This is a genomic window from Winslowiella arboricola, assembly GCF_025527015.1.
In the GTDB taxonomy this organism is placed as follows: Bacteria; Pseudomonadota; Gammaproteobacteria; order Enterobacterales; family Enterobacteriaceae; genus Erwinia; species Erwinia arboricola.
This window is the reverse complement of the sequence record NZ_JAODIM010000042.1, coordinates 108074-120871: the sequence shown is the minus strand read 5'-3', so window position 1 is coordinate 120871 and position 12798 is coordinate 108074. Positions and strand designations below refer to the sequence as shown.

The window sequence follows — 12798 nt, the reverse complement described above, 5'->3', positions numbered from 1 at the left end:
GAGTCATCGTTATGCTAAAGAACATAAAAGTTGTTACGGCTATTGTCCTTATCCTGGTGATATTCAGCGGGCTGCAGCTGGTTTCTGGATCGCTGTTTCTGAAAGCTATCTATGGCGATAAAAATAATTTCGCCGCCAATAGCGTGTTGTCTCGTCAGCAGAGCCAGCTTGGCGATGCCTGGCAAACGCTGGTAAAAACCCGTGTCACCATCAACCGGGTAGCGATTCGTTTTCTTAAGAATCAAACCGATCCGGCATCAGTGGCTGCAATGCAGAAACTGCTGGCGGCTGCGGACGACACGCTGAAAGACGCCGCCCGGCATTTTGCCAGCTACCAGGCGTTAGCGATGGTCGCAGGGCAGAGCGCGGAAGTCGCCAGCGACGTTGAGAAAAAATATCAGGCCATGTATGACGTGATGAAAATGTCTGGCGAATACCTTAAAGCCAACAATTACGCGGCATACGGCAACCTGGAGGCACAGGAAGTACAGGACAATCTCGAAGCCAGCTATGAAAAGTGGCGCGCGCAGAATGAGTTGCTGCTTGATGCCGGTATCGCCAACAATGAGAGCGGCTTTACGACCATGGTCGGCGTGCTGACGGGCATGGCGGTGTTGGTGCTGGCGCTGGTTGCTGCAGTCTGGATGCTGGTGCGCAGAATATTGCTGAAACCGCTGGCACAACTGCAAACGCAGATTCAGAACATTGCCGCTGGTGATCTTTCACGTCAGCTGGAACTGAGCGGACGCAGTGAAATGGCGATGCTGGCGCATAATCTCACGGAGATGCAGCAGGCTTTGATTGTCACTGTCAGCAATGTGCGTGACAGTTCCGATGCCATCTTCAGCAGCGCCAGTGAAATCTCCACCGGCAATACCGATCTGTCGTCACGTACCGAAGAGCAGGCGGCCTCTCTGGAGCAAACTGCGGCCAGCATGGAAGAGTTAACCGCGACGGTGAAACAGAATGCCGACAACGCCCGCCAGGCCGCGCATCTGGCGAAATCCGCTTCTGAAACTGCCGACAAAGGTGGCAAAGTGGTCAGCGGTGTGGTGAAAACCATGCATGATATCGCTGACAGCTCGAAGAAAATTGCCGATATCACCAGCGTCATCGACGGCATCGCCTTCCAGACCAATATCCTTGCACTGAATGCGGCGGTAGAAGCCGCACGTGCCGGTGAACAGGGTCGTGGCTTTGCGGTAGTGGCCGGTGAAGTGCGTAATCTGGCACAGCGCAGTGCGCAGGCGGCCAAAGAGATTAAAGCGCTGATCGAGAACTCAGTACAACGCGTTAATGTCGGTTCTGATCAGGTCGCCAGCGCCGGTGAAACGATGCAGGAGATTGTCAGCGCGGTCGTGCGCGTGACCGATATTATGGGTGAAATCTCGTCGGCTTCGGACGAACAGAGCCGCGGTATCGATCAGATTGGTCAGGCGGTTAATGAAATGGACCGCGTTACCCAGCAGAACGCCACGCTGGTGCAGGAATCTACTGCGGCTTCGGCTTCGCTGGAGTCACAGGCCAGTCGCCTGTCACAGGCGGTAGCGGTATTTAAAATTGCTAAATATCATCAGGTGGCGCCGGCAGTCGTTGCCGCTACGCCTGCGGTGAACAGGGTGAAAGCGCTGCCAGCCAGCGTCGACAATGGTAACTGGGAAACCTTCTGATTAAGAAGACGCCCGTTTTGCAGCAGGGGAGTTCGCTCCCCTGCCCGCTATCGCTTTAGCGCGCCAGCGCGACTGCTTCACCCAACTGCCAGACCGCCATCGCATAGTGATTACTGTGGTTGTAGCGGGTAATCACATAGAAATTCGGTAAGCCGTACCAGTACTGATACGAGGTTCCCATATCAAATTTCAGCAAGCTGACCTGCTGGTTATCCTGCAATGGTGTTTGCGGGCTGAGTCCTGCTTTCATCAGCGCTGACGGGCTGTAACGGGTTTTAAAACCGCTCTCCAGTCCTGGCGCCTGACCATTGGCAGGCACGGCAATCGAGCGATTACTCTGCCAGCCATGCTGCTTAAAGTAGTTCGCCACGCTGCCGATCGCATCGACCGGATCCCACAGATTGATATGACCATCGCCGTTGAAATCCACCGCATACTGTTTAAATGACGACGGCATAAACTGTCCGTACCCCATCGCGCCGGCAAAGGAGCCGCGCAGATCCAGCGGATCATCCTGCTCGTTGCGCGCCATCAGCAGGAAAGTTTCCAGCTCGCCGCTAAAGTATTCCGCACGACGCGGATAGGCAAACGACAGTGTCGCCAGTGCGTCAAGGATACGGGTGCGCCCCATTACCCGACCCCAGCGCGTCTCCACACCGATAATACCGACGATAATTTCTGGCGGCACGCCATACACCTGCTGAGCACGTTCCAGCGCGTCCTGATACTGATTCCAGAACACGACGCCATTTTTCACGTTATTCGGCTGAATAAATTTATCACGATAACGGATCCACGCGCCGTTTGGCCCGGATGGTGCCTGATAACTCGGCGCCTGACGGTCCATTAACCGCAGCACATTATCGAGGCGTTTAGCCTGCGCCAGCACATCATGTAGCTGCTGGCGGTCAAAGCCATGCTTACTGACCATTTTATCGATAAAACGCTCGGCCGCCGGGTTACCGGCAAAATCACCGCCTAATGGATGTATATTGTGCGATGGCTGGAGGATAAATCCGCCGCCGGGCGCCGTGGCGGCGGAGCCACTGAACGGATTGCCAGAGCGCTGCTCCGCCGGAGGCGTCGGTTTGCTGCTACAGGCAGCCAGTAGAGTGATAAGCGGTAACAGAGTGACAAGTGAACGCATGCAAAATCCAGATAGCCGAACCAAAAATTGTCAAAACTATACTATAGATTACTGATATGCGCTTACACCACAGCTGACTGCTACGTCTATTTATTGAGGCTCACGCCAGATTGGATAAAGTTCAGGAAAACCCTCAATGCATAGCGGGGCACCGGCATCACGATAACCCCATCGCCTGAGCAAGGTTCGCGTGCTAAACCTTGTACACTCTGCATAACAGGGAAAGTGATCTTTATCGAGTATGGAATGCAGATCACGGAATAAATCTCTTACTACTGCCCCACCGCGGCTCTGGCGATTGACGGCAAGAAGAGAGATATAGTAATGCGGTGGAGTCCGGGGATGAAAATGGTCGAGTCCATTTATATAGGCTAATGCAGTAGCAAAGCTTGAACCACACACCTCAATTAATTGATTATTGACTGCGGCGTGATTTTTACTAATCATTTCTATTGCTTCAGGCCGAAAATAAACCAAGGCACCAGCGTCATTTTCGGCGAGAAGCGTACCGCCGCAGTCGTTGGCAAGATTGACGTATATACGAAAAAAACGCCGTAATACATCAACACGATCTTCCAGGGTGGCGAATACAACCTTATGTACAGGATCGTTATAAAACTCAGCAGCCAGTAAGTCACATACCTTGTCAAGATCCGAACGTTTGGCATGCCTACATATCATTTTCACCTCCCTTAATAGTTAGCATTTGAATAATAAAAAACTTAAATACCATTATTAAACACCATTTTATCTTTAATAAAAAAGGTACTCATATCATTGCATACTCCGAGAAGGAAATTAACAACCGGACTGAAATTTTAAGTATCAAAATACTTCACGCAACCAACCAAATAGAATATACTTTAGCAAAAAAACAATATGCATGTCTATTTTTTCGAGAATCACAAGACCAAAAATTTTTATATCTAATCAATAAATATTAATGCACACATGATTGCGGGGACTAATTCAGGGAACCAGGTGAATTTGATCGTTATTTCTTTAACGGAGGAAAAACAATATTGAGTTCGTTTCCTAAGCTAATGGCATGTTTTGCATTTTTCACACCCATTTTCTTTACAATATTTGCCATATGAAATTTAACCGTGCTAACAGTAATTTGTAAAATATTTGCCACCTCAGAATAGGTTTTTCCTGTACTGCTCCAGTAAAGCACTTCAGTTTCACGCGAAGAAAGTGCATTTTTAGCAATCTCATTTCTATTTTGGTAAAGATTGAGCAGCATTTCATGGATATAAATCAAAACTCCTTGAATCTCATCTTTATGCATCCTAATATTACTTTCAGTTTCAGACATTAAAAGGCTATCTATTAATAAAGATAACACAACCAAATTATTATTCTGATCATGCAACACAAAAGCATAACCATTAATGATATTGTAAGGTTTTACTGGTTGAAAAATTTTACTAACCGTCCACTGAGAATTAATCATTAAACTTTCATCCCAAGAAAAAGGTGAAAGTCGACTCAATGCATTGATAATGACTGGGTCAATATTTTGGTATTTTTCATTAAGATAATTATCAACGACATCATCAGGCATATCACTAATGATGATCATTTCATCTGCATTTCTTTTATTCATTACGCCATAAGCATAATGCAATTCCCCATACTTCTCCAAGCGCCTCTGTAGAATCTCACTTATATTTCTATTTTTCTCAACATCTGCGAAAAAACCTTTACTCATTGACTATCTCCTTTGGCAAGCCAGTGATAATAAAATAGGCCTGACACTTTCTACGTTTGCGCTTCATATGTATGATTACAATTCAAATCAGGAAAAATTACATTGATCGAGTTAACATTTTATATATTAAAATCTCAGTCGCAAAGTAGTTGCTTTATTTTTAATTATTCTGCGAAGTAATTTTAATGTATCTTAGCGTAGACATTATGAGTACTTTCAGAATCATTAATGAATATTTATTGTTGCTTTTTCCTCTATAAAAGGATTAACAGAAAGCATAAACATCTCATAATCTCGGGAGAAACACGTGCATATCCGCCCCTTTACTGAAGCCGACCGCCCTTTTTTACGCACGCTATTTCTGGCTTCACGTAAGGCCAGCTGGCACTGGCTGGATAGCAGTGGCTGGCGGCTGGAGGACTTTGATCGCGTCACGCTGGGGGAAACCATTCTGGTGGCAGAAGAAGATGGACATCGTCTGGGATTTGCCGCGGTGCTGGACAATGATAATTTCCTGCACAGCCTGTTTGTCGACCCCGACGTTCAGCGCCGTGGCGTTGGCAGCGCGCTGTTACAGGCGGTTGAGCAAAGCTTTACCTCGACCGGCGCGCTGAAATGTCTGGCGGCTAATCAGGCGGCGCGACAATTTTATCTGCAGCATGGCTGGCTTGAAGTGGCAACCGGCGAGAGTGAACAGGGTGAGTATATGTTGATGCATCATAAACGAACGTAAATTGCGGAATACCAGGCATCCCGCAATTCTGTCACACAGCCCGAAAAGCGATATCAGCCGGAATCACTTCACCCTGCCAGTACAGCTGTGCTGCAACCGCGCCAGCCAGTTGACGGTAAAGCGCGGTAAAATCACTCTGCGGACGACGGATCACCGTGGGTTCGCCAACATCCAGATCTTCACGCAGGGTGATATGCAGCGGTAGCTGGCTTAGCAGGCGGGTGTTATAACGCTCCACCAGCTGCTGCGCGCCGCCGCTGCCAAAAATCGCTTCATGATGGCCGCAGTGGCTGCAGATATGCACGCTCATATTCTCCACTACCCCCAACACCGGCACATTGACCTTCTCAAACATCACAATGCCTTTACGTGCATCGATCAGAGCGATGTCCTGCGGCGTGGTCACTACAATTGCACCGGTAACCGGCACGTTCTGCGCCAGTGTCAGCTGAATATCGCCAGTGCCTGGCGGCATATCAAGAATCAGATAATCCAGCTCCGGCCACAGGGTTTCATTCAGCAGCTGCATCAGCGCCTTACTGGCCATCGGCCCGCGCCACACCATGGCGTTATCATCGGTCACTAAATAGCCAATTGAGTTGGTCGCCAGCCCGTGCGCCATAATCGGCGCCATATGGGTACCGTCGGGCGAGGTAGGTCGCTGATCTTCAGTGCCCAGCATATTGGGTACCGAAGGCCCGTAGATATCGGCATCAAGAATACCAACCTTCGCTCCTTCAGCGATTAACGCCAGCGCCAGATTGACCGCGGTGCTCGATTTACCGACGCCGCCTTTGCCGGAACTTACCGCAATAATATTTTTCACCCCGTTGACGCCAGCGTGGTTTTTCACCCGTTTCAGGGTGGCGATATTATGGCTTAAACGCCAGTTAATCGCGCTGGCGCCGGTTATCCGCAGTAAATCAGCGCTGCTGCGCTCCTTTAATACGTCAAACCCGCTCTGCCAGGCAAACGGCATGATCAGTTCGATATGCAGCGTGTTATCCATCAGCGCCACATGGTGCAATGCTTTCAGTTTGGTCAGAGTGTGTTGCAGCGTCGGATGTTCAAATGCGGTCAACACGCCCATCACCATGGCACGCAACCTCTCCGGCGTGTGCTGACCCTGGCTTCCTGAATTCATCCCGGCTCCTTGATAATCTGGTGGTAAATGTTGTTGCTGTTGCTAAGCATACCAGATGTGGCTGTAATGGCATGGCAAGCCATGGAAATTTAAGCTTTCCCCCCGACAGCTCAAACCCTTTGTTTACGCAGGGTCGGCCTTTCGGTTACCATCTAAAGCCCTTTTTAAACCAGAAGAAAGCAAGTTCTACTATGACTCAAGTCGCGAAAAAAATTTTGGTAACGTGCGCACTGCCGTACGCCAACGGTTCTATCCATCTCGGCCACATGCTCGAGCATATCCAGGCAGATATTTGGGTCCGTTACCAGCGAATGCGCGGCAATCAGGCTTATTTCATCTGTGCGGATGACGCACACGGCACGCCAATTATGCTGAAAGCACAGCAGATGGGCATTGAGCCAGAGCAGATGATCGCCGAAATGAGTCAGGAACATCAGACTGACTTCGCTGGCTTCAATATCAGCTATGACAACTATCACTCGACGCACAGCGACGAAAACCGTGAGCTGTCATCGTTGATCTATGGCCGTTTAAAAGAAAATGGTTTTATTAAGAACCGCACTATTTCACAGCTGTACGACCCGGAAAAAGGCATGTTCCTGCCGGATCGTTTCGTCAAAGGCACCTGCCCGAAATGTAAGGCGGTCGATCAATATGGCGATAACTGTGAAGTCTGTGGTTCGACTTACAGCCCAACCGAACTGATTGAGCCGAAATCGGTGGTTTCCGGTGCCACGCCGGTAATGCGCGATTCTGAGCACTTCTTCTTTGATCTGCCGGAATTCAGCGCCATGTTACAGGCGTGGACCCGTTCAGGTGCGTTGCAGGAGCAGGTCGCGAACAAAATGCAGGAGTGGTTCGAATCGGGCCTGCAACAGTGGGATATCTCCCGTGATGCGCCTTACTTCGGTTTTGAAATTCCTGATGCGCCGGGTAAATACTTCTACGTCTGGCTGGATGCGCCAATTGGTTATATGGGTTCATTTAAAAACCTGTGTGACAAGCGTGGCGACATCGATTTCGACGCGTTCTGGAATAAAGATTCCGATGCCGATCTCTATCACTTTATCGGTAAAGATATCGTCTACTTCCATAGCCTGTTCTGGCCAGCGATGCTGGAAGGCAGCAACTTCCGCAAGCCAACCAACCTGTTTGTGCATGGTTATGTGACGGTTAACGGCGCGAAAATGTCAAAATCGCGCGGCACCTTTATCAAGGCCAGCACCTGGTTGCAGCATCTTGATGCCGACAGCCTGCGTTACTACTACGCAGCGAAGCTCTCTTCACGCATCGATGATATTGATCTGAATCTGGAAGATTTCGTCCAGCGCGTGAATGCCGATATCGTCAATAAAGTGGTCAATCTGGCGTCACGTAATGCTGGCTTTATCAGCAAACGTTTCGGCGGCAAGCTCTCTGCTGAACTGGCGGATCCGGCGTTGTATAAAACCTTTACCGATGCCGCAACCAGCATTGGCGAAGCCTGGAACAGCCGTGAATTCAGCCGTGCGATCCGCGAAATCATGGCGCTGGCCGACCTGGCTAACCGCTATGTCGACGAGCAGGCGCCGTGGGTAGTGGCAAAACAGGAAGGCCGTGATGCTGACCTGCAGGCTATCTGCTCAATGGGGATTAACCTGTTCCGCGTGCTGATGACCTGGCTGAAACCGGTCGTGCCTTCGCTGGCCGAGCGCGTTGAAGCCTTCCTGAATGTGGAACTGAGCTGGGAAGGTATCCATCAGCCGTTGCTGGATCACGATATCGCCGGATTTAAAGCGCTGTACAGCCGTATCGAAATGGACAAAGTTAACGGCCTGATCGAAGCCTCGAAAGAAGATGCGGCCGCCGCTAAACCTGCCGTGACCGGTCCGCTGGCGGACGATCCGATTCAGGACACCATCAATTTTGATGATTTTGCCAAAGTAGATATGCGTATTGCGCTGATTCAGAAAGCAGAATTTGTTGAGGGTTCTGACAAACTGCTGCGTCTGTCACTGGATTTAGGTGGCGAAAGCCGTCAGGTCTTCTCCGGTATTCGCTCCGCTTATCCGGATCCGGCGGTACTGGAAGGTCGTCTGACTGTGATGGTGGCCAACCTCGCGCCGCGCAAAATGCGTTTCGGTATTTCTGAAGGCATGGTGATGGCAGCTGGTCCTGGCGGCAAGGATATCTTCCTGCTCAGCCCTGACAGTGGCGCACAGCCTGGTATGCAGGTTAAATAATCTTCGGTGAATTGCAGGCGGCGAAAACGCCGCCCTGCATGAGATTTTACCCAGGGGCGGCGTTTTCGCCGCCCGCTAAACTGTGACCGGTAGCACACCTGAAAATTTCATCGTATGATGAAGGCTTATAAAACAGGAGCCTGTCATGCTCAGCGTGCTATCTGTCGGCTGGCGTTATCTTCGCGCCTTCGCCATTATCTACCTCTGTCTCTATGCCGGAAACGGCCTTTCTGCCCTGCTGCCCATCACTATCCCTGGCAGTATTCTCGGCATGCTTATTCTCTTCGCGCTGCTGGCATCGCAAATTGTACCGGCGAAATGGGTAAAACCCGGCTGTCATCTGCTGATCCGCTATATGGCGTTGCTGTTTGTGCCGATTAGCGTTGGCGTGATGAGCTACACCGATATTCTCAGCGCCCAGTTTGGCCCGATTGTCGTCTCCTGCGTTGTCAGCACGCTGGTGGTGCTGGTGATTGTCGGCGTCTCATCCGAACGCATGCATAACAAGGCGCTCAGCAAGGAGAGCAAAGGTGACTGATTTCTGGTGGTCGCTACCCCTGACGCTGCTGGTGTTTTTTGCCGCGCGTCGGCTGGCGGCGAAGACGAAAATTTCGCTGCTCAATCCGCTGCTGGTGTCGATTGCGGTAATTGTGCCGATTCTGCTGCTGATCAATATGCCTTATGCGCGCTATTTTGCTGGTAGCGCAATCCTGAACCAGTTACTGCAACCGGCGGTGGTCGCGCTGGCGCTGCCGCTGTATGAGCAGATCCACCAGATTCGCGCACGCTGGAAATCGATTATCAGCGTCTGCTTTATTGGCAGCATCACCGCGATGATCTCCGGCACCGCCATCGCGCTGTGGCTGGGTGCCACGCCAGAAATCGCCGCGACCCTGCTGCCGAAATCAGTGACCACGCCGATTGCAATGGCGATTTCCGCGTCACTGCAAGGCATTCCGGCGATCAGCGCGATTTGCGTGTTGCTTGCCGGACTGCTTGGCGCGATATTCGGCCATATGATCTTGAATCTGCTGCGGATACGCAGTAAAGCGGCGCGCGGGCTGGCGATTGGTAATGCCTCGCACGCACTGGGCACCGCGCGTTGCGCCGAGATCAATTTTCAGGAAGGCGCCTTCAGCTCGCTGGCGCTGGTGATTTGCGGGATTATTACCTCACTGCTGGCGCCGTTTATCTTCCCGTTGCTGATGCGGATATGGGGCTAAAACTTGCGAGAGATCTCGCAATTTGAAATTTACTTTCATGGATTGCATTGATACAGCGATACAGATCACATATAACCTGCTGATAGCACCGTAAAATCGGTGGTCAACGACGCCAATAAGAGGCATTCAATGCATCCACGTTTTCACACCGCCTTTGCAGCCCTGACGCCCGAATTGCAGGTTGCGCTTAATCCGATTCTGACCGCGAGTGATTTCAGCGCCAGCTTTACTGCGCAACATATCGCCACCATCCGCCAGCAAACTGGACTGGATGAGGATGCGCTGGCCTTTGCCCTGCTGCCGCTGGCAGCGGCCTGTGCAGTTGCGCCCCTTTCCAGCTTTAACGTCGGCGCGGTAGCGCGCGGCAACAGCGGCAGCTGGTATCTGGGCGCCAATATGGAGTTTGTCGGCGCGACCATGCAACAGACGGTGCATGCCGAGCAGAGCGCTATCACCCATGCCTGGCTTAAAGGTGAAACCGCACTGCAAGCCATCACGGTGAATTACTCGCCCTGCGGCCACTGCCGCCAGTTTATGAATGAACTTAATAGTGGCACCGCGCTGCGCATCTGTCTGCCTGAGCGCGAACCGGCCACGCTGGGTGATTATCTGCCGTATGCTTTTGGTCCGCGCGACCTGGCGATTGAAACCCTGCTGCTGGACCCGGTCAACCATGGTTACACCCTGAGCGGTGATCCGCTGGAGCAGCAGGCGATAGCTGCCGCCAACCAGAGCCATGCGCCTTACAGCCATGCCCATAGCGGCGTGGCAATCGAAACCAGCAGTGGCCATATCTTTGCGGGTCGTTATGCGGAAAATGCCGCGTTTAACCCGAGTCTGCCGCCGTTGCAGGCGGCGCTGATCCTGTTAAATATGTTTGGCGAAAGCGGCATGCAGATTAAACGTGCGGTGCTGGCGGAAAGTACCGGCGCAAAGCTGAGACAACATGAAGCCACTGAGGCTACCCTGAAAGCATTAGGTTGCGATAATTTCCGCGCAATAGCGTTGCAAAAAACGTAACGGTTGCCACATTACCTCGAGAAAGTTCGCAGCTTTTGTTTTCAATAGTTAACAAAGGCTGTACTTCTGCGTGAATTCTCTTAGGATCCCTGGTCACAACATCACGAGCCAGGGGCTATTTTTAAATGGAACTCGAGTACGAGAGTAAAAGACCGCTATATATTCCTTACGCCGGACCTATTTTGTTAGAGTTTCCGCTGCTGAATAAAGGCAGCGCATTCTCAATCGAAGAACGTAATGACTTCAACCTGAACGGTCTGTTACCCGAAACCGTTGAGAGTATCGAAGAACAAGCTGAACGCGCCTGGCGTCAGTTTCAGGATTTCAAAAACGACAACGACAAACACGTCTACCTGCGCAACATCCAGGACACCAACGAAACACTGTTCTACCGCCTGCTGGACAACCATCTCGAAGAGATGATGCCAATCATCTATACCCCGACGGTCGGTGCTGCCTGTGAGCACTTCTCCGAAATCTATCGTCGCGCCCGCGGCCTGTTTATCTCCTATCCGAACCGCGCCAATATCGAAGATATGCTGCAGAACGCCACCAAACAGAACGTGAAGGTGATTGTGGTTACCGATGGTGAACGTATTCTCGGTCTCGGCGATCAGGGTATCGGCGGCATGGGTATTCCAATTGGTAAGCTGTCGCTGTACACCGCCTGTGGCGGCATCAGCCCGGCATATACCCTGCCGGTAGTGCTGGATGTTGGCACCAACAATCAGCAGCTGTTGAATGACCCGCTGTATATGGGCTGGCGTCATCCGCGCATCACTGGCGAAGAGTACGAAGAGTTTGTCCATGAATTTATTCTGGCGGTAAAAAGTCGCTGGCCAAACGTGCTGCTGCAATTTGAAGACTTTGCGCAGAAAAATGCCATGCCGCTGCTGGAACGTTATCGCGATGAAGTCTGCTGCTTTAATGATGATATTCAGGGCACAGCGGCGGTCACGCTGGGTACGCTGATTGCCGCCAGCCGCGCGGCGGGCAGTAAATTACGTGAGCAGACGGTGGTGTTCCTTGGCGCCGGTTCCGCCGGTTGTGGTATCGCCGAGCAGATTATCGCCCAGATGAAATCAGAAGGTCTGAGTGATGAAGAAGCGCGTGGCCGGGTGTTTATGGTTGACCGCTTTGGTCTGCTGACCGACAAACTGCCAAACCTGCTGAATTTCCAGGGCAAACTGGTACAGAAAAGCGAAAAACTGAGCGGCTGGGATGTCAGCACTGACTCACTGTCACTGCTCGACGTGGTGCGCAACGCGAAGCCCGATATTATGATCGGCGTTTCAGGTCAGCCAGGCCTGTTTAGCGAAGAAATCATTCGTGAAATGCATAAGCACTGTCCACGCCCGATTGTCATGCCGCTGTCAAATCCCACCTCACGTGTTGAAGCGACACCGCAGGATATTCTGGCCTGGACTGACGGTGCTGCGCTGGTCGCTACCGGTAGCCCGTTTGCGCCGGTGAGCTGGAAAGGGAAAACCTATCCGATTGCCCAGTGCAACAACTCCTATATCTTCCCGGGGATTGGCCTTGGTGTACTGGCATCGGGCGCAACCCGTGTGACTGACAGCATGCTGATGGCGGCAAGCCGTGCGCTGGCCGACTGTTCACCGCTGGTCAATGATGGCGTTGGTGCGGTGCTGCCGGAAGTGAAAGATATTCAGGGTGTTTCCAAGCTGATTGCGATGGCGGTAGGTAAAGCTGCGCAGCTGTCAGGCGTCGCGGTGGTCTCTTCAGAAGATGTGCTGTCGAAAGCTATCGCCAGAAACTTCTGGTTGCCGCAATACCGTAATTACCGTCGTACTTCAATCTAAACTCAGTTGCCGGGTACAAATGTGCCCGGCACTGCGCAAAAATGCGGCGTCCAACGGCGCTTTGCTTGCTTCGCAGCAGCGGGTCAAGTAGCCTTGAGTCAC

Annotated in this window: 11 protein-coding genes; 7 read left to right on the top strand and 4 right to left on the bottom strand. The window is 51.5% G+C overall.

Features of this window, described 5'->3' with window-relative positions:
• Window positions 1-11: 11 nt before the first annotated feature.
• On the top strand, window positions 12-1670 hold the full coding sequence (locus N5923_RS14940) for a methyl-accepting chemotaxis protein (RefSeq protein WP_267142560.1): 1659 nt from the start codon (window positions 12-14) through the stop codon (window positions 1668-1670).
• A gap of 55 nt (window positions 1671-1725) precedes the next feature.
• Here N5923_RS14940 and mltB read toward each other — a convergent pair whose 3' ends face one another.
• The 3 genes from mltB to N5923_RS14925 all read right to left on the bottom strand — a co-directional run bounded on the left by mltB (window position 1726) and on the right by N5923_RS14925 (window position 4531).
• Window positions 1726-2817 (bottom strand): lytic murein transglycosylase B, encoded by a 1092-nt coding sequence (gene mltB, locus N5923_RS14935; protein ID WP_267142559.1) that lies wholly within the window; start codon window positions 2815-2817, stop codon window positions 1726-1728.
• A gap of 90 nt (window positions 2818-2907) precedes the next feature.
• Window positions 2908-3498 carry a hypothetical protein gene (locus tag N5923_RS14930; protein WP_267142558.1) on the bottom strand — a complete coding sequence of 197 codons (591 nt, stop codon included), beginning with the start codon at window positions 3496-3498 and terminating at the stop codon, window positions 2908-2910.
• A gap of 313 nt (window positions 3499-3811) precedes the next feature.
• On the bottom strand, window positions 3812-4531 hold the full coding sequence (locus N5923_RS14925; RefSeq protein ID WP_267142557.1) for a helix-turn-helix transcriptional regulator: 720 nt from the start codon (window positions 4529-4531) through the stop codon (window positions 3812-3814).
• A gap of 307 nt (window positions 4532-4838) precedes the next feature.
• Here N5923_RS14925 and N5923_RS14920 point away from each other — a divergent pair, with 307 nt between their 5' ends.
• Window positions 4839-5264, top strand: a complete 426-nt coding sequence (locus N5923_RS14920; protein WP_267142556.1) for a GNAT family N-acetyltransferase — start codon at window positions 4839-4841, stop codon at window positions 5262-5264.
• Between the two features lie 31 nt (window positions 5265-5295).
• Here N5923_RS14920 and apbC read toward each other — a convergent pair whose 3' ends face one another.
• Window positions 5296-6408 (bottom strand): iron-sulfur cluster carrier protein ApbC, encoded by a 1113-nt coding sequence (gene apbC / locus N5923_RS14915; protein ID WP_267142555.1) that lies wholly within the window; start codon window positions 6406-6408, stop codon window positions 5296-5298.
• Window positions 6409-6599: 191 nt separating this feature from the next.
• Between apbC and metG the strand changes: the two genes are divergently transcribed.
• The 5 genes from metG to N5923_RS14890 all read left to right on the top strand — a co-directional run bounded on the left by metG (window position 6600) and on the right by N5923_RS14890 (window position 12696).
• Window positions 6600-8630 (top strand): methionine--tRNA ligase, encoded by a 2031-nt coding sequence (gene metG, locus N5923_RS14910; protein ID WP_267142554.1) that lies wholly within the window; start codon window positions 6600-6602, stop codon window positions 8628-8630.
• 145 nt (window positions 8631-8775) lie between these two features.
• Window positions 8776-9168: a CidA/LrgA family protein gene (locus tag N5923_RS14905; RefSeq protein WP_267142553.1), complete on the top strand. Its 393-nt coding sequence runs from the start codon at window positions 8776-8778 to the stop codon at window positions 9166-9168.
• Complete coding sequence (locus tag N5923_RS14900) at window positions 9161-9853, top strand: CidB/LrgB family autolysis modulator (protein WP_267142552.1); 693 nt, start codon at window positions 9161-9163, stop codon at window positions 9851-9853. Before N5923_RS14905 ends, N5923_RS14900 begins: the two co-directional genes overlap by 8 nt.
• Before the next feature lie 129 nt (window positions 9854-9982).
• On the top strand, window positions 9983-10873 hold the full coding sequence (cdd, locus tag N5923_RS14895) for a cytidine deaminase (protein ID WP_267142551.1): 891 nt from the start codon (window positions 9983-9985) through the stop codon (window positions 10871-10873).
• A gap of 125 nt (window positions 10874-10998) precedes the next feature.
• Window positions 10999-12696: an NAD-dependent malic enzyme gene (locus N5923_RS14890; protein WP_267142550.1), complete on the top strand. Its 1698-nt coding sequence runs from the start codon at window positions 10999-11001 to the stop codon at window positions 12694-12696.
• Window positions 12697-12798: the final 102 nt, after the last annotated feature.